Here is a 22,577-nt window from a genome sequence, read left to right as displayed (position 1 = left end):
TCGAGAATTAGACCAGCGACGCCGTGACGGTACAAGCCGCCAGGGCCCACGGGCTGGATTGCTACGTGCAGTCGAGGCACTTGCGACGTCACGGATTCTTGCGGGCGACAGCGAATATCCGCCGGAAGGGGAAGACCGTGCCATGGCGTGTGGTCGGATATGCATCGCGAAGCAGTGCTGAGTATTGCTCTTCGAACGCGGCGGCGTCTTCAGGCGACAAGGCAGCCAGCACGGGCCGCAGGCCTGTCCCCCGCACCCACTCCAGGACGGGGTCCGGTCCCTGCAGGACCTGCTGGTAGGTGGTCTCCCAAGCGTCAGCCGAGCAACCGGCGTCGAGCATTGTCTCCAAGTAGTCCGCTGGGCCCGCAACGGCACCGTCGTGACGGAGCACGCCGCTGAGCTTGGCCGCCCAGTCTCCGGACTCCGCGAGCGTCCGCATCAGTGTGTGCGACGGAGAGGTGAAATTGCCGGGAACCTGCAGGGCGAACCAGGCCCCGGGCTTCAGCGCCCTCAACCACTTACCCAGCATTTCCTGGTGTCCGGGCACCCACTGCAGGGCTGCGTTGGTCACCACGACGTCGGTGTCCTGATCCGGACTCCAGTCGGCGATGTCGGCGAGTCCAAATTCCAGACGGGGGAATTGTTGGGCCTGCGACTCTGCCTTGGCCAGCATCTCCGCAGAAGAATCCAGGCCGACCACGCGTGCCTCGGGCCAGCGGACGGACAGTGTGGCTGTGAGATTGCCAGGGCCGCAACCAAGATCCACTACCTTTTGCGGGTCGTCGGCGAGGACCCTCGCCACGAGGTCATGGAACGGCCTGTCCCTATGGTTGCCAAATTCCACGTATTTGGATGGGTCCCACTTCACCACAAGCCTCCTCTGTAACTGCCAACGGTTCCGGGGCGAGCCTAACCGTCCGGGCACTAAGCTGGAAAACAATGAAACTTCTTGAGCAGCTCCCTGGTTCCTCCGCTACCGGTCCTTTGGATCCGGATGAAATCTACACACGGTTCGTCGAGTGGTCGGAAAGCCGCGGGCTGCAGCTGTACCCCGCTCAGGACGAGGCGATTATGGAGTTGGCCTCGGGCGCCAACGTCATCCTTGCCACACCGACGGGCTCAGGAAAGTCATTGGTTGCCATCGCTGCCCACTTCGAGGCCATGGCCCGCGGAAAGCGCAGCTACTACACGGCTCCCATCAAGGCATTGGTATCGGAGAAGTTCTTCGCCCTGTGCGATATTTTCGGCGCCGAGAACGTCGGCATGATCACAGGTGATTCCGGCGTCAACCAGGACGCCCCGATCATCTGCTGCACAGCCGAGATCCTTGCCAACATCGCGCTCCGCGAGGGCTCCGACGCCGACCTCGGCGCCGTCATCATGGACGAGTTCCACTTCTATTCGGATCCGCAGCGCGGCTGGGCATGGCAGGTTCCGCTCCTTGAACTGCCCCAGGCCCAGTTCCTCCTGATGTCTGCCACGTTGGGTGACGTCAGCCGGTTCGAGACCGGGTTGACAGAACTGACAGGCCGGACCACCACCACGGTGAGCTCCGCGGAACGCCCAATCCCCCTGCACTACTACTACCAACTGACCCCGGTCCACGAGACCCTTGAGGACCTGCTGTCCACCAAGCAGGTTCCCGTGTATGTGGTCCACTTCAGCCAGGCTGAGGCAATAGAACGCGCGCAGAACCTGATGAGCATCAACATGTGCACGCGTGAGGAAAAGGACCGCATTGCAGAGCTCATTGCCGGGTTCCGCTTCGCTGCCGGGTTCGGGAAGACTCTCAATCGGCTGGTCCGCCACGGTATCGGCGTCCACCACGCCGGCATGCTGCCGAAGTACCGCCGGCTGGTGGAGCAGTTGGCGCAGGCCGGCCTCCTGAAGGTCATCTGCGGTACAGACACTCTCGGGGTGGGAATCAACGTGCCGATCCGCACCGTCCTGTTGACCGCTTTGAGCAAGTACGACGGCGTACGCACCAGAGTGCTTAACTCACGCGAGTTCCACCAGATTGCCGGACGCGCGGGCCGCGCAGGCTACGACACCGCCGGGACAGTGGTGGTCCAGGCACCCGAGCACGTGGTGGAAAATACCAAAGCCATGGCGAAGGCAACGGCCAAGTTCGGCGACGACCAGAAGAAGCTGCGTCAGGTGGTCAAGAAGAAGCCACCGGAAGGCTTCGTTTCCTGGGGGGAACCCACCTTCAACCGCTTGGTGGAGTCTGTCCCGGACCCGCTCTCATCCAGCTTCACAGTCACGCATGCGATGCTGCTCAACCTCATGGAACGTCCTGGTGACCCTTTCCAGGCAACGCGGCGCCTGCTCAGCGAAAACCATGAAGGCCGGGCATCCCAGCTGCAACTGATGAAGAAAGCCCTGGGCATCTACCGCGAACTCCTGGCCGCGGGGGTGGTGGAGCGCATTCCGGAGGATGAGCAGGAAACCGAAGGCCGAACTGTCCGCTTGACGGTCCACTTGCAGGCCAACTTTGCCCTGAACCAACCCCTCTCCCCCTTCGCCCTGGCGGCCCTTGACCTGCTCGATCCGGAGTCGCCGTCGTATGCCCTGGACGTTGTTTCAGTCATCGAAGCCACGCTCGAGAAGCCACGTCAGATCCTCTCGGCGCAGCAGAAGAAGGCCCGGGGCGAGGCCGTCGCAGCAATGAAGGCCGACGGGATCGAGTACGACCAGCGGATGGCGATGCTGGATGAAGTCACTTACCCCATGCCGCTGGCCGAGATCCTGGGCGAGGCCTTCGAGGTGTACCGTAAGGCCGCTCCGTGGGTGGGCGACTTTGAACTCGCACCGAAATCGATCATCCGCGACATGTACGAGCGCGCCATGAACTTTGGCGAATTCGTACAGTTCTACAGCCTGGCGCGTTCCGAAGGCATCGTCCTGCGGTACCTCGCCGACGGTTTCCGCGCCTTGCGGCAGACAGTCCCCCAGGATTCGCTCCGCGAGGATCTTGAGGACCTCATTGCGTGGTTGGGTGAGCTGGTTCGACAGGTGGATTCGAGCCTGCTGGACGAGTGGGAAGAACTGACCTCCGGGCTTGCCCCGACACCGCACGACGCGCCGCCGCCCCCGCCGCCGTCGCTCACATCCAACATCAGGGCCTTCCGGGTCATGGTGCGCAATGAGATGTTCCGCCGGGTGGAACTGTTTGCTGACGAGGATTCCGCGGCTTTGGGCGAACTCGACGGCGATGCCGGCTGGGACGCGGAGCGCTGGGAAGACGTCTTGGACGACTACTTCGACGAACATGACGACATCGGCACAGGACCCGATGCACGCGGACCGGGACTGCTCATGATCACCGAAGAAGCGGGAACCTGGAAGGTCCGGCAGATCTTTGACGATCCCGCACGGAACCACGACTGGGGCATCTCCGCGGAAGTGGACCTTGCGGCCTCTGACGAAACCGGAACGGCAGTGGTCCGGGTGACCGACGTCAACAGGCTGTAGGCGGGTGACGCGTTGGAGGCCATACCCGATCTGACCCCGAGCCTCATGGGGCTTGCGGCCTTCAACGCCCAGACACGGGCCACCGTGGAGGGCCCGCGTCGATGGTGGCACGGCGAACTCGACGTCGAAGGTCTGGCCCTGGGTGCTGTCCAAGCGGCGGCCACGGCACTCAACGCGCTGACGAACTCCAACCACTACTCCGTTGAGTCCGCCATCACCGCGGCGTCGTTCGACTCGTTGGGGCATCTTCGGATCGATGACAGGAAGCCTGAGGGATTCGCGCCGCTGTCCGGGTTTCGGCGAACCTCCGACGGTTGGGTCCGCCTGCACGCCAATTATCCGCACCACGCTGCCCGCCTGATGGAAGCGCTCTCGGCGTCCGGGCCTCCCGGCGTAGACGCGGCGCTTCTCCGGATGACCTCCTTGGAAGCGGAACAGGCCATCGCGTCGAACAACGGCGTGGCGGCGGCCGTGCGCCCGCGCTCCGAATGGACCACAACGGCCATGCATACGGCGGTATCGGGCCCGTGGATCTCGTTGGAGCTCCCCTCTGCTTCAGGTGCAGCGCCCCCTCCAGAATGGGTGCCGTCCACCGGGGCGACTCCCCTCGCCGGGCTAAAAGTCCTGGACCTGACCAGGGTCATCGCCGGGCCCATCGCCACCCGCTTGCTCGGTGCATTGGGTGCTGACGTTTTGCGTATCGACCCGCCGCGGATGCCCGAACTGCTTGATGCGTTCATCGACACTGGTTTTGACAAACGAAGCGCTGAGGCGGACTTCTCTGATCCCGATGCCCTGGTGGAGGTGGGGCGGCTGATCGAAGCGGCCGACGTCGTCGTCAGCGGCTACCGTGCCGGTGGGCTGGACCGGTTCGGTCTGGACCCGTCGACGCTCTTGGACCAACGGCCCGGTCTTGTGGTGGTTGCGCTCAGTGCATGGGGTACCGAGGGGCCCTGGCGCGGACGGCGTGGTTTCGACAGTCTGGTGCAGGCCGCTTGCGGCATTGCTACCCGCTACGGGCGGACATACGACGACGGGTGGCGGCCCGGTGCTTTGCCGGTCCAGGCGCTGGACCACGCCACCGGCTACGGCCTTGCGGCGGCAACCATCGCGCTCCTGGCCGAACGGCTCCAAACCGGCATTGGTGGAATCGCGAGGTTGTCGTTGGCCCGTACCGCGGAGGAACTCCTGGCGCACCCTGCCGTTTCCCTTGGTGACGAACGGCTGCGGGAGCCCAGCTACCGGATCATGGACTGCGACTACGGTCGCCTTCGGCATGTGGGACCACCGTTGATGGTGGACGGCGTTCCGCTCACCTACACCCGGCCACCTGTCCGCTACGGCAGCTCGCAGCTTCGCTGGCGGTAGTGTCGCGGTGTTACTGGGAGTGCGGCGTTGCCGGTACTGCGGCTGCCGGTAGTGCGGCGTTGGCGTGGTGCCGGCCACTAGTAAGCTCGAAGGCATGAGTGTAATCCGCCCTGCAACCGTTGACGACGTCCCAGCCATCCTTCGAATGATCCATGACCTTGCGATCTACGAAAAAGAGCCCAACGCCGTCAAGAACACCCCTGAAATGCTCACGGAAGTGCTGTTCGGAGCCAACCCGCGCGTGTACGCCACCATGGCGGAGAATGCGGCCGGCCAGGTCCAGGGCTTCGCCTTGTGGTTCCTGAACTACTCAACATGGGAAGGCGTGCATGGCATCTACCTCGAAGACCTCTACGTCGATCCGGACGCACGAGGTGAGGGCCACGGCAAGGCGCTCTTGCAGCATCTGGCCGCGACCGCCGTCGAACGCGGCTATGCCCGCGTCGAGTGGAGCGTCCTGGACTGGAACGAACCGTCCATCAACTTCTACAAGAATCTTGGCGCCTTCCCCATGGACGAATGGTCCACCTTCAGGCTGACCGGCAATGCTCTGGAGGCTTTCGGAACAGGGAGTAAGGCCCTTGCGCGTGGCTGAACTGCACAGCATCCGGGCTCGCCACGAATTCCGCGGCCTGCGAACGGCAGAACACTACTTCACTGTCCCCCTCAAGCACTCGTGGTCGGACAACGGTCGCCTGATCAACCACGACGCCGATGGAGGCGGAGAGACGATCACCGTTTTCGCCAGGGAGTACTCGTCGACGGACCACACGGTCAAGGAAGCTGCCGAGCTGCCCTGGTTGCTCTTCCTACAGGGCGGTCCGGGTGGCCGGGGCAACCGGGTCACCTCACTCGCGGGGTGGATGAAGGCTGCCGCCAAGGACTTCCGCATCCTCATGCTGGATCAGCGCGGGACTGGCCTCTCCACGCCTGTTGACCGCTTGTCCTTGGCAGGCCGCGGGGACGCCGTGGAACAAGCGGAGTACCTGACGCACTTCCGGGCCGACTCGATCGTTGGGGACGCCGAGTTCATCCGGGGGCTCTTGAAATCCGGCCCTTGGTCTGTCCTGGGTCAAAGCTTTGGCGGCTTCTGTGCGCTGAGCTACCTCTCGTTCGCTCCCGAAGGACTCCGCGAAGTCCTCATCACGGGCGGCCTCGCGCCTTTGCATGGGCCGGCCGAGCGGGTCTATCGGGCCACGTTCAAACGGGTCGCGGAGCGCAACGCCGAATACTTCCGTTGGTACCCCGAAGACCGGCAGACCGTGACCCGGATCGCCCGGCATCTTGATACCCAGCCCGAATTCCTGGCAAGCGGGGAACAGCTCACGCCCGAGCGCTTTCAGATGGTGGGCTCGTTCCTTGGCGGAAATACACGGGTCGACTCGCTCCACTACCTTTTGGAAGATGCCTTCATCGACACGCCCTCCGGGGAGAGGCTATCTGAACTTTTCCTTGAGCAGGTCCGTGGGCTGGTGAGCCGCGCTGCAAATCCGCTCTATGCCGTCCTGCATGAGTCCATCTACGGTCAAGGACAGGCGACGGATTGGGCCGCATGGAAGGTTCTGGAGGAGTTTCCCGAGTTCCTGCCCTCTGCTGAGGAACCGCTCTTCACCGGCGAAATGGTCTACCCCTGGTACTTCGAACAGGATCCCGCTTTGGCTCCCCTCCGGGAAGTAGCGGAACTGCTCGCTGCCAAGAATGATTGGAAGCCTTTGTACGACACGCGCCAACTGGCCACGAACACGGTCCCGGTTGCTGCTGCTGTCTACAAGGACGACATCTACGTGGACCACGATCTCTCGCTCGAAACTGCGGCGGCGGTTCGCGGTCTCCAGACGTGGATTACCGACGATTTCCACCACGACGGCATTGGGGAGGACGGCGAGGGCATCTTCCGCCGGCTGTTCGGCATGGTCCGCGCTCCCCGGTAACGACCAGGGCTTGAGTGGCAGCTGCAGTCGTTGTGTGCCCCTCGGAACGACGGCAGCTCCTTATGCACCTGGGTTGATGCGTCTGATCCCTGCGGCGGTGGCTACGGCCATCACCAGGACCACAGCCGCCAGGAAGCCGACAGAAATGTTGAGGCCCTGATAGCCGAGCCATGCCAGTGTGATTCCAGATGTCGCGCCACCGATAGCGCCGGCGGCACCCATCAGCGTATCCGAGACACCCTGCACGGTGACGCGCTGGTCCTGGTCGACGCTCTCCGCCAATAGGGTTGATCCTGCGATCGTGGCAGCTGACCATCCCAGGCCCAGGATCATCAAGCCAATGGTGACCAAAACGGGCTCATGCTGGCCAAAGCCGGCCACCAACACGGCGATGACCAGCAGGCCATGGCCCAAAGCAATGACCTGCAGTCGGCCCACCTTATCCGTGAGCCAACCCCACATGGGAGACAACGCAAACATCCCGGCGATGTGCAATGAAATCGTCAGCCCAATCACCACCAAGACATCCGTGCCCGCATCAGTGGCCCCATGATGGCCCGCGTGCGGTCCGCCTACCAGCTGCTGAAGATGAAGCGGGGTCATGGACATGATTGCCACCATCACACCGTGGGCGACTACCACGGCCGCCAGGGCCAGGACTGCCCGAGGGGACGAGCGAACGGCACCAAGCCCGGACCTGAGTGTTCCCCTGACCGGTGGCTGCCCACCGCCGTCGGCCCCTAAAGCCTGTGAGGCGAGGCGACGTGAGAGCAGCAACGGGTCCGGGCGCAGCCCCGCGAACAGCAGGACGGCCGCCAAGAGCAGCCCAACCACGGAGAAGACAAACGGGCCGGCGATGGGCGGCAGGCCAAGTGCGGAACCCACCACGGCCCCGGGCTGGATCAGATTGGGGCCGGCAACAGCGCCAATGGTGATGGCCCAGACCACCATGGACAAGGACCTGCCGCGGTGCTCGGGTTCGGCGAGGTCGACGGCGGCGAACCTCGCCTGCAGGTTTGCCGCCGTGCCAAGTCCCAGGAAGGCCGCCCCTACCAGCAAGAGCAGGAACGAACCGGCCACCACGGATGCGATGACCAGCAGCGCTCCCAGCATGGCCGCCACAAGTCCCGTCACCAGGCCGATCCGACGACCCCGGTTTTCCGCAAGCTTTGCCAGCGGCAACGCAGAAATGGCAGCGGCCAGCGTGAGCACCGTGGTGATCGACCCTGCCCATGCCTCCGAACCGGAAAGGTCCACAGCCAGCAACGAGCCGATGGACAGGGTGGCGCCATTGCCAATGCCGCTCAGCAGTTGGGCGGAACTCAGCAGTAAAACAGTACGGCGCTGGACCCGTTGGGGGTCCAGCGCCGTTCTTGAAGTGGTAGTCACCTCACGAGACTACAACTTTCTTGGTCTGGTTACTCTGCTTCGCTCAAGCTCTTCTTCGCGTCCTCTTCCAGGCGGGCATCCAGCTTGGACTGGCGTGCCGCGGGGCTCAGCAGGCTCGCGACAACCGCTACAACGATGGTTCCGACGATGACCGCCAGCGAAACGAAAGTGGGGATTTCCGGAGCCCACTCGATGTGGTGGCCGTTGTTGATGAACGGAAGTTCGTTCACGTGCATGGCGTGCAGGACGAGCTTGACGCCAATGAAGGCGAGAATGACGGAAAGTGCGTGCTTCAAGTAGATCAGGCGGCTCATCAGGCCACCCAGCAGGAAGTACAACTGGCGCAAGCCCATGAGGGCGAAGATGTTGGCCGTGAACACGATGAATGCGCTTTGAGTCAGGCCGAAAATGGCGGGGATCGAGTCTACGGCGAACAGGAGGTCGGTCATGCCGATCGTCACAAAGACAATGAGCATCGGGGTGAAGACCTTCTTGCCGTCCACCGTGGTCCGCAGCTTGCCGCCGTCGAACTTTTCAGACATCGGCAAGACCTTGCGAAGCCGCGCCACCAGCGGGTTCTCCGCACCTTCTTCTTCATCTTCACCGGAATCGGTGGCCTGCTTCCAGGCAGTCCACAGGAGGAACGCGCCGAAGATGTAGAAGATCCAGCTGAACTGCTCGATGACCACCGCGCCAAGTGCGATGAAGATACCGCGCAGGATGAGCGCGATGATGATGCCCACCATCAACACTTCCTGCTGGTACTTACGAGGCACCGAGAAGCGGGCCATGATGATGATGAAGACAAACAGGTTGTCGATGCTCAGGCTGTATTCAGTCACCCAGCCGGCAACGAACTGGCTGCCGTACTCGGGGCCTGTGAAATAGAACATTGCGCCGGCAAACACCAGTGCCAATGCCACGTAGAAAGCGACCCAGAGGCCGGCTTCCTTCATGGACGGTTCGTGGGGACGCTTGACGACCAGCAGGAGGTCGATCAGCAGAATGATGCCGAGGGCGACAAATGAGCCGACCTCAAACCAAATAGGAAGCTCCATTAACGAGGGCCTTTCGCAGGGTACGGGAAAGCGGTGTAAGTCTCTCCGGCCTGCCTGTGCATTGAATGCTGATGTGGCGGCCCGCTAGATCCGGCGAGGCATCTGTGCCTTGCGTGCTGACGGACGTAGCGCTTGGGATACTCCCCTACGTGACCTAAACCTTACCTTAGGCGTGCCCGGCAGACTGCATTTGACGTAATTCGCGTTTGAGTTCTCCCACCTCGTCACGGATCCTGGCGGCGACTTCGAACTGCAGTTCGGCGGCCGCGCCATGCATCTGTTCCGTCAGTTGTTCGATGAGGCCAACGAGGTCCTCGGCAGGAGCGGCGGCCAGTCCGTCCCTGCGGACGGTCACTGCACCCTTTGCCGCGGACTTGCCACGTTTGCCGCCCTTGGCCAGCCGGTTGTTGTTGAGTAGTTCCTGGGTGTCGGCATCTTCCTTGGCCAACTGGTCCGTGATGTCGGCAATCTTCTTTCGCAGCGGCTGGGGGTCGATGCCATTGTCGGCGTTGTACTTGACCTGGATGGCGCGGCGACGGTTGGTTTCCTCAATGGCATGGGCCATGGAATCCGTGATCCTGTCCGCGTACATGTGGACCTGGCCGGACACATTACGGGCTGCACGGCCGATCGTCTGGATAAGGGACGTAGAAGAGCGGAGGAAGCCCTCCTTGTCTGCGTCGAGAATGCTCACGAGGGAGACTTCGGGCAAGTCGAGGCCTTCACGGAGCAGGTTGATGCCCACCAAGACATCGAAGACACCCATCCGGAGTTCACGGAGCAGCTCAACACGCCTGAGCGTGTCGACGTCGGAGTGCAGGTACTCCACCTTGACGCCGTGACCCACCAGGTAATCCGTCAGGTCCTCAGCCATCCGCTTGGTCAACGTGGTGACCAGGACGCGTTCATTCTTGGCTGTGCGGGTCCGGATCTCCTCCAGCAGATCATCGATCTGGCCCTTCGTGGGCTTGACCACCACTTCGGGGTCGATCAGCCCGGTGGGTCGGATGATCTGCTGGACAAAGCCGTCCGCCTTACCGAGTTCATACTTGCCGGGCGTTGCGGACAGGTACACCGTCTGGCCGATGCGTTCCAGGAATTCGTCCCATTTCAAAGGCCGGTTATCCATGGCCGACGGCAAGCGGAAGCCGAAGTCCACGAGGTTCCGCTTACGGGACATGTCGCCTTCATACATGGCGCCGATCTGGGGAATGGTGACATGGGATTCGTCAACCACCAGCAGGAAGTCTTCCGGGAAGTAATCGAGAAGGCAATGCGGAGCGGTCCCCCGGGCACGGCCGTCAATGTGGGACGAGTAGTTTTCGATGCCGTTGCAGAAGCCCATCTGCTGCATCATCTCGAGATCGTAGTTGGTGCGCATCCGGAGCCGCTGCGCTTCCACCAGCTTGTTCTGGCTTTCCAGGACCTGCAACCGCTCGGCGAGCTCGTCCTCGATCCGTTTGATGGCGCGAGCCATCCGTTCCGGGCCGGCCACGTAGTGCGAGGCAGGGAACACGTACATCTCCTCCTCGTCCCGGATCACCTCACCGGTCAGCGGGTGGAGAGTGTGGATGTTTTCAATCTCGTCGCCAAAGAACTCGATGCGAATGGCCAACTCTTCGTACATCGGGATGATCTCAACTGTGTCGCCCCGAACCCGGAACGTGCCCCGGTGGAAGTCCATGTCGTTACGCGCGTACTGCATGGACACGAATTTTCGGAGGAGGTCGTCGCGGTTCATCTCTGCGCCCTTGCGAAGCGTGACCATCCCGGCAATATATTCTTCCGGTGTGCCCAAGCCGTAGATGCAGGAAACCGTTGCGACCACGATCACATCGCGGCGAGTCAGCAACGCGTTGGTGGCAGAGTGGCGCAGCCGTTCGACTTCCTCGTTGATGGAGGAGTCCTTCTCGATGAAAGTGTCCGTCTGGGCTACGTACGCCTCAGGCTGGTAATAGTCGTAGTAGGAGACGAAGTATTCCACCGCGTTGTTGGGCAGGAGCTCGCGGAATTCATTGGCGAGCTGTGCGGCAAGCGTCTTGTTCTGGACCATAACCAGTGTGGGCCGCTGCACCTGCTCGATCAGCCAGGCGGTAGTGGCGCTTTTACCCGTACCGGTAGCACCGAGCAGCACGACGTCTTTTTCGCCGTTCTTGATACGCTCGGTCAGTTCGGCGATGGCGGCCGGTTGGTCACCGGCCGGCTGGTATTCGCTGATGACTTCAAAGGGCGCGACCACACGATTGATCTCTTGGGCAAGACTCATGAAACCAATCTACCCCCGGCCCCGGACAGTTACTGTCCGGGTTTGCGCCCAGCAGAAACAGAAGAATACGACGGCGGCTGCCACCCCGTGCGCGTGGCCCAGTCATCCATCATTGGCCAGGCGACCTCGGTGAACCACGGTTCTTTGGCATCGGCGTAACCCGCGGTGCCGGCGTCGTCAGCATGCTTTGCAGCGACCTCGCGTTTGTGCGCCTCGTACATTCCGAGGGCGTGCGCATCGGCGCGAAGCCAGTCACGAAAAAGCAGTGCGTACCGCCAGCCCGGTGAGCCCGCCACACGGACATGGAGATTCACGCTTCGCCCTGGATCTGCGTTCGCATGGAATCGTTTTTGCCAGAGCGAAGGGTCAGGATGTGTCGGCTTGGGTGTGTCTTGATTGGCGTGGGGTACGACGGGAAAGCCTGCCGCCGCCAACGCCGGAGCTATACGGTCTGCCGCGTCCAGGCCTGACACCGCGATTTGGAGGTCCAGCACATCCTTGGCCGCGAGACCCGGCACTGAGGTAGAGCCCACGTGGTCCACGGCAAGGATTTCCTTAGGTGCTGATGCAATGATCCGCACGCCAAGCCGGGCTGCCTGTTGTGCCCATTCAGCCCTTGGCGCCACCAGCACCGGACCGTCCGCGCGATGGGCGCGGATGCCCTTCCGGAGGTTGTCGGCGAACGGAACGAGCCTGTCCGCCCACAATGCGTCGACCGTTCCAAGCAACTCCTGCCGACTTCCCGAGTTGTCCAGGACAACATCCGCAGCAGCAATCCTGGCCTCCCGGCTGGCCTGGGCTGACATCCGGGCCACGGCGTCCTCGGCAGTCATTCCCCGGAGGTCCACCATGCGGTGGATCCGCACGTCGTCCGGGGCATCCACCACTATCACCAAATGGAAATTGCTCCCCTGGCCGGTCTCGACCAGCAGGGGGATGTCTTGGACCACAATGTCGCCATCTCCGGCGTGGGCCATGGCCGCAGCTGCGGCCTCCCGAACCAACGGATGGATGATGCCGTTGAGCACCTGACGCTGAGACGGGTCCGCGAACACGATTGCTCCGAGGGCCGGGCGGTCGAGCCGGCCCTGAGAGTCCAGGACGCCAGGTCCAAACGCCTCAACAACACGCGCGAGGCCCTTGGTGCCGGGTTCGACCACCTGCCGTGCAATGAGGTCCGAGTCGATGAGTATCGCACCCAACTCCTGCAGCCTCGATGCCACCAGTGATTTTCCAGAGGCGATGCCGCCCGTCAGCCCGATCTTCAACACCCCTCCACACTAGACTGAAGCGGTGGAAATTGAGGATGACAGTCGTGCGATCGCCTACACAACGCTCGCCGAAGGGCCGGATTTCCGCCATGAACTGGAGATCCGGCGCTCCCGATTCATCACCGTTCTCCGCCGTTCGCCAGATGAAGAAACAGCCCGCGCCCTGGTATCGGAACTCCGGCGGGAGTTTCACGACGCGCGTCACCACTGCTCGGCGTTCGTCATCGGGCCCGACCGGATGATTCAGCGCTCCAGCGACGACGGCGAACCCTCAGGTACAGCTGGCATTCCCATGCTGGAAGCCCTCATCAAACGTGAGACGACGCCCGGGGCCACCGACCTCAGCGACGTGAGCGCCGTCGTCGTGCGCTATTTCGGTGGGATTCTGCTCGGTGCCGGTGGGTTGGTGCGAGCATACTCCGAATCAGTTTCAGCAGCTTTGGACCTTGCTCCTCTGGTGCAACGCCGCAGGCTTCGCCTCTGTGCAATCGACATTCCACATGCTGAGGCCGGGCGGCTGGAAAACGAGCTCCGTGGCGCGGGATACGTCATGGCAGCGACTGGATATGGGGCCAAACATGCCGTACTTCGGGTGGCCCTGCAGGACGAGTCGGCCGCGATCTCTGAAGCGCACGCGCGGGTGGCCTCGCTGACTGCCGGCACCGCAGTCCTTCGGCCCGAGGGCACGGAATGGATAGACGTCCCCCATTAGCCCCACCGCGGGGGCAAGTTGTGTCCGTTGCTGGTACTTCGGAACCGCAGCGGCGAGGGCGCACCAGTTCCCGCTTCAGGCTCCACATCCGTTCCTGGGGCCGCCCCAGTTGCCGCACGGCCAGGCCTGCGCACCAGTTGCCGCCGAGCACCCCCCCCCAACGTCACGCTGGCGCACCAGTTGCCGCCGGGCGCACCCCCAACGTCGCGCTGGCGCACCAGTTGCCGCCCGGCGCACCTGTCCTTACGGGGGCGGATGGCGGGAAAAGGTGCGAGCGGGCGGGGGCAGGAAAGGTAACTGGAGCGCTAGGCGGGAACGGGCGCGGACAGGGGGTCAATCAGGGAAGCGCACGAGGACACACCCCCTGCCGGAATGCGTAGCTGCTGAACCTTCCCAGCGCGTGCACCGCCAGGTCTGCGCACCACCTGCCGCCGGGTGCACCCCCAACGTCACGCTGGCGCACCACTTGCCGCCGAGCGCACCAGTCCTAACGGGGGCGGATGGCGGGAAAAGGTGCGGGCGGGTGCGGGCGGGTGCGGGCGGGAAAGGTAACTGGAGCGCTGGGCGGGAACGGGCGCGGACGGGGGGTCAATCAGGGAAGCGCACGAGGACACACCCCCTGCCGGAATGCGTAGCTGCTGAACCTTCTCAGCGCGTGCACGGCGAGGTCTGCGCACCAGTTGCCGCCGGGTGCACCCCCAACGTCACGCTGGCGCACCACTTGCCGCAGGGCGCACCAGTCCTTACGGGTGCGGATAGCGGGAAAAGGTGCGGGCAGGGGGTCAATCGGGGAAGCGCACGTGGAACACCCCTGCCGGAATGCGTAGCTGCTGAACCTTCTCAGCGCGTGCACGGCCAGGTCTGCGCACCAGTTGCCGCCGAGCGTACCCCCAACGTCACGCTGGCGCACCAGTTGCCGCCTGGCGCACCAGTCCTTACGGGAGCGTATAGCGGAAAAGGGTGCGGGCGGGGGTTCACGAGGGGGTAACTGGAGCGCTGGGCGGGAAAGGGAGCGGTGGGCGGGAAAGGAAGCGGGCGGATGGCGGGAAAGGGTGCGCGCGGATGGCGCGAAAGCGAAAGGTGCGGGCGGCAACGAGGCGGGAACGCATACGCAAGAAGGACCCCCACCGTGTGGCGGGGGTCCTTCTTTGGCTATTCAGCGCGTCCCGTGAGGGCCGGCGGAATTAGTTGCCGGTCAGCTTCTCGCGCAGTGCTGCGAGAGCCTCGTCGGATGCCAGGGTGCCGCCCGAGGTAGCCTCGGATGCAGCCGGCTCAGAGGAGTAGCTGGTGGTGCCGGAATCGCTCTCACCGGACGTTGCAGCAGCAGCGTCGTCAGCAGCGTGCTGGGCAACCTGCTTCTTGTGAGCTTCCCAGCGGGTCTGGGCGTCAGCGTACTGCTGCTCCCAAGCGGCGCGCTGGGTCTCGTAGCCCTCGAGCCATTCGTTCGACTCGGGGTCGAAGCCCTCGGGGTACTTGTAGTTGCCCTCTTCGTCGTACTCAGCGGCCATGCCGTACAGAGCGGGATCGAACTCGGTGCTGTCAGCGTCAACGCCCTCGTTAGCCTGCTTGAGGGAGAGGGAGATACGACGACGCTCGAGGTCGATGTCGATGACCTTGACGAACAGTTCGTCGCCAACGGAGACAACCTGCTCGGCGAGCTCAACGTGGCGGACGGCCAGCTCGGAGATGTGAACGAGGCCTTCGATGCCGTCTTCGACGCGAACGAACGCACCGAACGGAACCAGCTTGGTGACCTTACCCGGAACAACCTGGCCGAGGGCGTGGGTGCGGGCGAAGGTCTGCCACGGGTCTTCCTGCGTAGCCTTGAGCGACAGGGAGACACGCTCGCGGTCCAGATCCACTTCGAGGACCTCGACGGTGACTTCCTGGCCAACCTCGACAACCTCGGACGGGTGGTCGATGTGCTTCCAGGACAGCTCGGAAACGTGAACGAGACCGTCTACGCCGCCCAGGTCCACGAATGCACCGAAGTTGACGATGGAGGAAACGACGCCGGGACGAACCTGGCCCTTTTCCAGCTTGTTGAGGAACGTGGAGCGAACCTCGGACTGGGTCTGCTCGAGCCATGCACGGCGGGACAGAACAACGTTGTTGCGGTTCTTGTCCAGCTCGATGATCTTGGCTTCGATCTGCTGACCGATGTACGGAGCGAGGTCGCGGACGCGACGCATTTCGACGAGGGACGCGGGCAGGAAGCCACGCAGACCGATGTCCAGGATGAGGCCACCCTTGACAACCTCGATGACGGTACCGGTAACGACACCGTCTTCTTCCTTGACCTTCTCGATGTCGCCCCAGGCACGCTCGTACTGAGCACGCTTCTTGGAGAGGATCAGGCGGCCTTCTTTGTCTTCCTTGGTGAGAACCAGGGCTTCGACCTGATCGCCAACGGCGACAACGTCACCGGGGTCAACGTCGTGCTTGATGGAAAGCTCACGGGAAGGGATGACACCTTCGGTCTTGTAACCGATGTCGAGCAGAACTTCGTCGCGGTCGACCTTGACGACGGTACCTTCGACGAGATCTCCGTCGTTGAAGTACTTGATGGTGGCGTCGACAGCTGCGAGGAAGTCCTCAGCGGTACCGATGTCGTTAATGGCGACTACGGGGGTACCGGGCTTCTCGGTGGAGGTGATGGTCATGTAGTAGGGGCTCCGTTGTGGATAGTGAGTCGGTCAGGCAAACCGCTGCCGTCCGGGTCCGGACGGCAGAGCACGGCGCAAGGCCGGGTCATCCTGATTTGTGGATTATTGCAAAATGGATGCGTACACGTAGTACATGCCCGTTTATTCTAGTCGCATGGGCCAAGGGCGGTCAAAGCGGCAGCACTTCGCCCAGCCGCGCGAACGTCACTCCCTGATCCATCAGGCGGGGCAATGCCCGGGCATAGCCCTCTGCCGTACCGGCTGCAGGCCGGTTGAAGTGCGAAATCACAATGTCCCCGGGCCCAACCCGGCCCACTTCGGCGGCCACGGTCGCGGGCGGGAAAGTAGCTCCGCCGTCACCGTTTACGGTGAAGTTGACAGGAAGCATCCCGAGCTTGCGCGTCATGGCCGCCGCGACATCGTCATAGAACGCGGTGCCGGGCCGGAAAAAGCGTGGCGTCTTGCCGGTGATGTCCTCCATGACGGTCTGGTTGCCCGTCAGTTCCTCGTAGACGCCGGACACATCAGCGGTGCCACCGATTCCATAGGCAGCCTTTCCATTGACGGACAGCGGTAAGTGCCGTGTGCCGTGGTTGGCCAACTCGAACAGCGGATCGGCAGCCAACTCGGCCACGAGCCCGGGATTCGCCTGGATCCAACGGCTGTTGATGAACAACGTGGCCGGCACGTTGAGCTTCCGGAGCGTTTGCAGCAGCTTTTGGTCGCATCCCGCACCGCCCGGGCCACCACAGGCGTCGAAAGTCAGCGCCACCTGCCGGGCGGCCGAACTGTTAACAACCCCAGTTACATGCAGCCCCCACTCCTGTGGCCGTTGGTGCCCGAACTCGTCGATGATCTGCTGCTTGGTGGGCACAACGGCGGACGCGTTCGACGGCGGTGCTGCCGCCTGGTTGCCGGGTCCTGCGGCCAAGGCCGCGGCAGCCTGCTCCCTTGACTGGGCGGCGATGGACGGTGGTGGCGTGGCCGGCCCGATGGCGCCACCGGGAGCAACGTTCGGCGCCGGGCCCGGTGCGGCAGCGGACGGAACTGACGACGGCGACGGACCAGTACGTGATCCCCCGGGCTGGTCCACGTGTTCGGTGGCACACGCCGCCAGCGCAGCGGACGCAAGGCCCGCCATTCCAAGCAGCACTGATCGCCGGCCGGCCAACGGCCGCCGCTTGGAATCCCCCATGGATGTCCTTATCTGGTGTTGAGTTGTGAATTATCTAGAAATGCGTGAGGCAGTGCGCCGATCGTTCCACCGCAAAGAGCTGCTGGGCCGTGAATGCCGCACCAGGGCGGTGCTCACAGATCCTGCCTGCAGCGGCAAGTGTCACCGGCGACACTGCACCAAGGTACATCGAACCGAGCTCTGTGACGTCCATTGTCAGGTCGGGCGCCTCGCCGGGTTCGGCTTCCACGACGGCGGCAGCACCGCCGTCGGACTCCAGCACCCAGGTGCCGCCCGCCAAACCCAGCGAGTCCGTGACCTCCAGGACGAGCCGCCCGGCCGCAGGAAAGCTGCGGGCTTGGAGCGCCGCCGGCGTGTCCAGAATGCGCAGCCACAACATGTCACGGACATCCGAGGATTCGATGACCCGAGGGTCCTCAAGCGCCCAGGTCAGCGGATCATCTACTGGTGCCTCGGACCAAGTGACCAGATCAATGAGGTCGATGCTGCCGAGGAAACGCCAAAGATCGAGGTAGGCCTCATTCGTGGCAGCCACAAGGTCGACAATCTCCATGGTGTACGGTTTGTTGTCCCACCCTTTGAAGCGGTAGGAGACATAGCCGTCCAGCGTTCCGGCGGCGTCGTAATGCAGGGCACTGCGGACTGCGGCGTCAGGCTTGCCGTCGTGCCCGATCGATCCCGATGCTGCCAGCCGGTAGTATTCCTGGCGTTCAATGGATCCGGGCGACACGCGTTGAACGCGCGCAAAGACCTTCGGGGCTACGTCGAGAAGGACGGCTGGATCGGCTACTTCAACCGTTCCAGTGGCCTTGCCCTTGAGCCGGAACCGCGGACCGGTGTCTACCTTGATGCTGCGTTCAAAAGTCGCCACGCCAAAGCCGAAGCGGCCATAGATGGAGCCCTCCGACGCCGTGAGGGCCGCCATGGCCAGGCCGTCGTCCTTGGCGCCCTGAAGATCCGCCGTGATCATTCCACGCAGAATTCCGTTGCGGCGATGCGTGCCGCGAACCGTCACTGACGTCACCAGGTTGGACTCCAGCTGCCGTCCAAAGCCGACATTCAGGGACTTGCGCATGGTGGCATAGGTAGCCACCGGAACATCGGCACCCAGCGCGTGGTCCGGGACGGCGCCATTAACGTACACGCCCGTCAGTTCACGGTGATCGATCGTGTACGAAGCCAGCGTTTTGGCCAGGTATTCCGGATTGCGTCGTTCTTGGTGGAAGCCGTGGGAGACTGCCTGCACCCACGTGGAGCAACGACTGTAGGCCGGGTTCTCCGGCTCGTCTACGGCATGGAAACGTTGGACAGAATATTTTTCATTGGGATCAGCCACGCCCCGAGCCTAACCAGACGCCGGAGGGCGCGCCACCATCTCGGCGGCGCGCCCTCCGGCGATCCTGACGAACCTCTAGTGTCCGGCCTCGTACCAGCTGGATCCGACGCCGATCTGGACGTCCAAAGGAACAGAAAGGTCTGCAGCATTGCCCATTTGCTCGGCCACCAGCTTCTCCACAGCTTCACGCTCACCGGTGGCCACCTCGAGGACGAGTTCATCGTGAACCTGAAGGAGCATGCGCGATTTGAGGCCCTGGCTGGCAAGCTCCGCCGAAACGCCCAGCATTGCCCGCTTGATCAGGTCAGCAGCTGAGCCCTGGATGGGTGAGTTCAAAGCGATGCGCTCGGCGGCTTCGCGGGCCTGCCGGTTGGTGCTGGTCAGGTCCGGAAGGTAGCGGCGACGACCTTCGATGGTGGCGGTGTAACCATCAACCCGGGCCTCGTCACGGACGCCATCGAGGTATGCGCGGACGGCACCGAAACGGTCGTAGTAGTCCTTCATAAGGGTCCGGGCTTCGTCGACGGAGATCTCCAACTGCTTGGACAAGCCGAAGGAGGTGAGTCCGTAGGCCAGGCCATAGGACATTGCCTTGACCTTGGAACGCATGGCGCTGGTGACATCGGCCGGATCCACGTTGAAGATCCGCGCGCCAACGAAGCGGTGCAGGTCCTCGCCGTCCTTGTACGCCTGGATGAGTCCTTCATCCCCGGAAAGGTGCGCCATGATGCGCATTTCAATCTGCGAGTAGTCAGCGGACAGGAGGCATTCATAGCCTTCGCTGACCACGAAAATGCTGCGGACCCGGCGGCCTTCTTCACTGCGGACCGGGATGTTCTGCAGGTTCGGGTTGTTGGAGGAGATACGGCCGGTAGCCGCGATGTTCTGGGCGTAGGTGGTATGGATGCGCCCATCTTCCGCCACCGACTTCTTCAGTGTTTCCACCATCTGGGCAAGCTTGGATGATTCGCGGTGAGCCATGAGCTGGACCAGGAATTCGTGACCGGTCTTTTCCAGCAATGCCTTCAATGACGCGGCATCGGTGGTGTAGCCCGACTTGATCTTCTTGGTCTTGGGGAGGCCGAGTTCCTCAAACAGGACAGTCTGCAACTGCTTGGGCGAACCAAGGTTGACCTCGTGCCCGATGGCAGCGAACGCCTGTTCCTGCGCGTTCTCGATCACCTTGGTGAGGTCCGCCAGTTGTTCATTCATGCGATCGATGGAAACGAAAATACCCGTGCGTTCCATCTGCGCCAGCACGCGGGCCACCGGGAGTTCCAAGGTGGTCAGCAGGGCATCCGCCTTGCGCTCGACCAGTTCCTTTTCGAAGTGCTTGCTGAGGGAATGCACGACGGCGGCCTGCTGCACCAGCGCTGCGGCCGCGGCCTGATCGGTGTCTCCGGTGAGGTCGAGTTCCAATTGGCCCGACGCAGCGGCGGCAGCGGCAATGGTGATCTTCAAGTGGTGCTGGGCGAGCTCTGCCAGCTCGTAGCTGCGGCGGTCGGGTTCGATCAGGTAGCCGGAAATCGACGTGTCATCAACGACGCCTTCGAGGCCAAGCCCGCGGTTGTCCAATGCCTTGATGGCAGCCTTGAACTCGTGCATGACCTTGGCTTCTTCGGGATCCTGCAGCCAACGAGCCAGTACGGATTCAGCGTCGGCATCCAGGCTGGTCAGCTCGATGTAGGCGGCACCATTGTTCCGTACGACGGCCAGGGCGCTGGCGTCCTCGCCGATGCGTCCGGGGACGGGACGGACCGCCAGGGCGGAGCGGACGCCGGACCCAGCCGAGAAGAACGCTTCGAGCTCAGCAGCGTTCGTGAGCGTGGCGAACTCGGGGGCGTCGATGGTGTCCGGTGCTGCCCCAGCGGTGTCGTCACCGTAAAGATCAAACAGCCGGGTACGAAGGGTCCGGAATTCGAGTTCCTCAAAGAGCTCCTCGACAGCCTGCCTGTCCGGCCGTGGTTCGTGGAGATCCTCCAGGGTTACAGGGAGTTCCAGGTCATGCAGCAAACGGTTCAGACGGCGGTTGCGCTTGACGTTCTCCAGGTTTTCCCGGAGCGCCCCGCCAACCTTCCCCCCAATGGATTCAACGTTCTCCAGGATGCCTTCAAGGCCGCCATAGAGGTTGATCCACTTTGCCGCGGTCTTGGGACCCACACCCGGGACGCCGGGAAGGTTGTCCGCAGACTCCCCCACCAGGGCCGCGAGGTCCGAGTAATGGGAAGGCTTCACGAAGTACTTCTCTTCGATGGCAGCGGCATCCAGCTTGGGGATGTTGCTGACACCCTGCTTGGGGTACAGGACAAAGACGTTGTCATTGATCAGCTGGAACGAGTCGCGGTCGCCCGAAACCAGGAGGACTTCGAAGCCTGCTGCGTCACCTTGGTAGGCCAACGTGGCCAGGACGTCGTCTGCCTCGTATCCGGGGAGGGCGATGGTCCTGATCCCCCACGCCTCCATGACCCGGGAGATGAGGTTGATCTGGCCAGCGAATTCAGGCGGAGTGGCGTTACGGCCGCCCTTGTATTCGCTGTACTCGGCCTTGCGGAAAGTGGTGTCGTCAGAGACGTCGAAGGCAACGGCGACGTGCGTGGGCTTCTGGTCCTTGATGAGGTTGATCAGCATCGACGTGAAGCCGTGCACGGCGTTGGTGAACTGACCTCGGGCAGTGGAGAAGTTCTCTGCGGGAAGGGCGTAGAAGGCCCGGAAAGCCATGGAATGGCCATCCAGGACCAGCAACCTGGGCCGGCCCTCCCCAGCGTTGCTGGGCGATGCAGTTGTTGAGGGGGTGGGTGCTGTTGCGATGGCAGCAGCTGAGGCCGTTGGAATCTGGTCCGGTTTGGTTGTTTCACTCACAAGTGCCAGCCTAGTTGGCATGATGGACAATTTCACGCCGAACAGGTTTATCGACGAACTCAAGGCGGCAGGTGTGCCCGAGGAGTTCCACGATTGGCTTTCCCGCCACGGCGTGGGCGCACTGGTGGCCAAAATGGGCATTGTCTTCACGGAGCTGAGCGCCGAACGAACGGTGGCCACCATGCCCGTGGAAGGAAACACCCAGGTGGCAGGCATCCTGCACGGCGGAGCACACGTGGTCCTGGCAGAGACGCTGGGCTCGTTTGCGGCCTCCCTTCATGCGGGCAGGGGGCGTCACGCTGTCGGCATTGAGGTGGGTGCCACCCACCACCGCTCGATTGCCAGTGGCCTGGTAACGGGGACGTGCACTGCGATCCACCTGGGCGGTACGTTGGCCACGCACGAGATCGTCATCACGGATGAGAAAGGCCGCCGGCTCTCGACTGCCCGGATCACCAACATGATCCGTGACAACCGCCACTGAGCCGAACCGCTTCTAGGTTCCCTTCTGCGGCATCCGATAGTGCAACTCTGCCGCCGCCCCGCCGATGATGCGCGACGAGACCAACTCAAGTGGCGCCGTCGGGCCGTCCAGCGGCAACAGCCGCTTTCCCGAGCCCAACACCACGGGGATGATGGTGACAATCATCTCGTGGAGCAGTCCCGCGTTGGCGAACTGCGCCACGAGGTCACCGCCACCCACCAGCCACACGTTCTTGTCACCGGCGTCGGCCACCAGGTCAGGGGCGAATTCGCGGACGTCGCCGCGCACAAAGGTGACATTCGAACCCGGTGGTGCGGAATATTCATGGTGCGTGAAGACCCAGCATGGAGTGTCCGGGTACGGCCATTTGCCTGGTTCGTGTTCCATGAGCCAGCGATACGTCTCGCCGCCCATGGCAATGCATCCAACGCCGGCCATGAATGACTCGATACTCTCGTTGACGCCTTCCACCCGGTCGAACTGCAGGAGCCAGCCCAGGTCGTCGTCCTGGGAGGCGATGAAGCCGTCCACGGTTGAGGCTACGTAGTACTGAAAGATCGACATGGCC

The 22,577-nt window shown here is 63.0% G+C and carries 16 protein-coding genes; 6 read left to right on the top strand and 10 right to left on the bottom strand.

What is annotated here, in order from left to right; translation table 11 throughout:
• Nucleotides 1–88: 88 nt before the first annotated feature.
• Nucleotides 89–868, bottom strand: a complete 780-nt coding sequence (locus ACIQC5_RS21860) for a trans-aconitate 2-methyltransferase (RefSeq protein ID WP_400287196.1) — start codon at nucleotides 866–868, stop codon at nucleotides 89–91.
• Nucleotides 869–939: 71 nt separating this feature from the next.
• Here ACIQC5_RS21860 and ACIQC5_RS21855 point away from each other — a divergent pair, with 71 nt between their 5' ends.
• The 4 genes from ACIQC5_RS21855 to ACIQC5_RS21840 all read left to right on the top strand — a co-directional run bounded on the left by ACIQC5_RS21855 (nucleotide 940) and on the right by ACIQC5_RS21840 (nucleotide 6,773).
• Nucleotides 940–3,474, top strand: coding sequence for a DEAD/DEAH box helicase (locus ACIQC5_RS21855; protein ID WP_400287195.1), 2,535 nt, complete (start codon nucleotides 940–942; stop codon nucleotides 3,472–3,474).
• A 12-nt stretch (nucleotides 3,475–3,486) separates the two neighbouring features.
• The gene (locus ACIQC5_RS21850) at nucleotides 3,487–4,842 is read left to right on the top strand and encodes a CoA transferase (protein WP_400287194.1); all 1,356 of its coding nucleotides are present in this window, start codon (nucleotides 3,487–3,489) and stop codon (nucleotides 4,840–4,842) included.
• Nucleotides 4,843–4,936: 94 nt separating this feature from the next.
• Nucleotides 4,937–5,437 carry a GNAT family N-acetyltransferase gene (locus tag ACIQC5_RS21845; RefSeq protein ID WP_400287193.1) on the top strand — a complete coding sequence of 167 codons (501 nt, stop codon included), beginning with the start codon at nucleotides 4,937–4,939 and terminating at the stop codon, nucleotides 5,435–5,437.
• Entirely contained in the window at nucleotides 5,388–6,773 is a 1,386-nt protein-coding gene (locus tag ACIQC5_RS21840; protein ID WP_400287192.1) for an alpha/beta fold hydrolase, read from the top strand. Before ACIQC5_RS21845 ends, ACIQC5_RS21840 begins: the two co-directional genes overlap by 50 nt.
• 60 nt (nucleotides 6,774–6,833) lie before the next feature.
• Here ACIQC5_RS21840 and ACIQC5_RS21835 read toward each other — a convergent pair whose 3' ends face one another.
• The 4 genes from ACIQC5_RS21835 to coaE form a co-directional block, all read right to left on the bottom strand.
• Nucleotides 6,834–8,162 carry an MFS transporter gene (locus ACIQC5_RS21835; protein ID WP_400287191.1) on the bottom strand — a complete coding sequence of 443 codons (1,329 nt, stop codon included), beginning with the start codon at nucleotides 8,160–8,162 and terminating at the stop codon, nucleotides 6,834–6,836.
• 29 nt (nucleotides 8,163–8,191) lie between these two features.
• The gene (locus ACIQC5_RS21830) at nucleotides 8,192–9,220 is read right to left on the bottom strand and encodes a TerC family protein (protein ID WP_400287190.1); all 1,029 of its coding nucleotides are present in this window, start codon (nucleotides 9,218–9,220) and stop codon (nucleotides 8,192–8,194) included.
• A 166-nt stretch (nucleotides 9,221–9,386) separates the two neighbouring features.
• Nucleotides 9,387–11,486: an excinuclease ABC subunit UvrB gene (uvrB, locus tag ACIQC5_RS21825; RefSeq protein ID WP_400287189.1), complete on the bottom strand. Its 2,100-nt coding sequence runs from the start codon at nucleotides 11,484–11,486 to the stop codon at nucleotides 9,387–9,389.
• A 29-nt stretch (nucleotides 11,487–11,515) separates the two neighbouring features.
• Complete coding sequence (gene coaE, locus ACIQC5_RS21820; RefSeq protein WP_400287188.1) at nucleotides 11,516–12,757, bottom strand: dephospho-CoA kinase; 1,242 nt, start codon at nucleotides 12,755–12,757, stop codon at nucleotides 11,516–11,518.
• 22 nt (nucleotides 12,758–12,779) lie between these two features.
• Between coaE and ACIQC5_RS21815 the strand changes: the two genes are divergently transcribed.
• Nucleotides 12,780–13,469, top strand: coding sequence for an IMPACT family protein (locus ACIQC5_RS21815; RefSeq protein ID WP_400287187.1), 690 nt, complete (start codon nucleotides 12,780–12,782; stop codon nucleotides 13,467–13,469).
• 1,184 nt (nucleotides 13,470–14,653) lie between these two features.
• On the opposite strand, the gene rpsA is transcribed toward ACIQC5_RS21815, so the two are convergent.
• The 4 genes from rpsA to polA all read right to left on the bottom strand — a co-directional run bounded on the left by rpsA (nucleotide 14,654) and on the right by polA (nucleotide 21,384).
• Nucleotides 14,654–16,132 (bottom strand): 30S ribosomal protein S1, encoded by a 1,479-nt coding sequence (rpsA, locus tag ACIQC5_RS21810; protein ID WP_377672504.1) that lies wholly within the window; start codon nucleotides 16,130–16,132, stop codon nucleotides 14,654–14,656.
• 172 nt (nucleotides 16,133–16,304) lie between these two features.
• Nucleotides 16,305–17,330, bottom strand: a complete 1,026-nt coding sequence (locus tag ACIQC5_RS21805) for a polysaccharide deacetylase family protein (protein WP_400287186.1) — start codon at nucleotides 17,328–17,330, stop codon at nucleotides 16,305–16,307.
• A gap of 34 nt (nucleotides 17,331–17,364) precedes the next feature.
• Nucleotides 17,365–18,666, bottom strand: coding sequence for a GNAT family N-acetyltransferase (locus ACIQC5_RS21800; RefSeq protein ID WP_400287185.1), 1,302 nt, complete (start codon nucleotides 18,664–18,666; stop codon nucleotides 17,365–17,367).
• Nucleotides 18,667–18,741: 75 nt separating this feature from the next.
• Nucleotides 18,742–21,384 (bottom strand): DNA polymerase I, encoded by a 2,643-nt coding sequence (polA, locus tag ACIQC5_RS21795; RefSeq protein WP_400287213.1) that lies wholly within the window; start codon nucleotides 21,382–21,384, stop codon nucleotides 18,742–18,744.
• 160 nt (nucleotides 21,385–21,544) lie between these two features.
• Here polA and ACIQC5_RS21790 point away from each other — a divergent pair, with 160 nt between their 5' ends.
• A complete protein-coding gene (locus ACIQC5_RS21790) occupies nucleotides 21,545–22,009 on the top strand; it encodes a hotdog fold thioesterase (protein WP_400287184.1) in 465 nt (154 codons plus the stop codon).
• A 12-nt stretch (nucleotides 22,010–22,021) separates the two neighbouring features.
• Here the strand turns inward: ACIQC5_RS21790 and ACIQC5_RS21785 are convergent, their stop codons facing one another.
• The gene (locus ACIQC5_RS21785; RefSeq protein ID WP_400287183.1) at nucleotides 22,022–22,573 is read right to left on the bottom strand and encodes a dihydrofolate reductase family protein; all 552 of its coding nucleotides are present in this window, start codon (nucleotides 22,571–22,573) and stop codon (nucleotides 22,022–22,024) included.
• Nucleotides 22,574–22,577 lie beyond the last annotated feature (4 nt).

The sequence above is a fragment of the Paenarthrobacter sp. NPDC092416 genome, assembly GCF_044755025.1.
Taxonomy (GTDB): domain Bacteria; phylum Actinomycetota; class Actinomycetes; order Actinomycetales; family Micrococcaceae; genus Arthrobacter.
The sequence above is the reverse complement of the archived record's forward strand: the minus strand, read 5'-3'. Positions and strand labels throughout refer to the sequence as shown.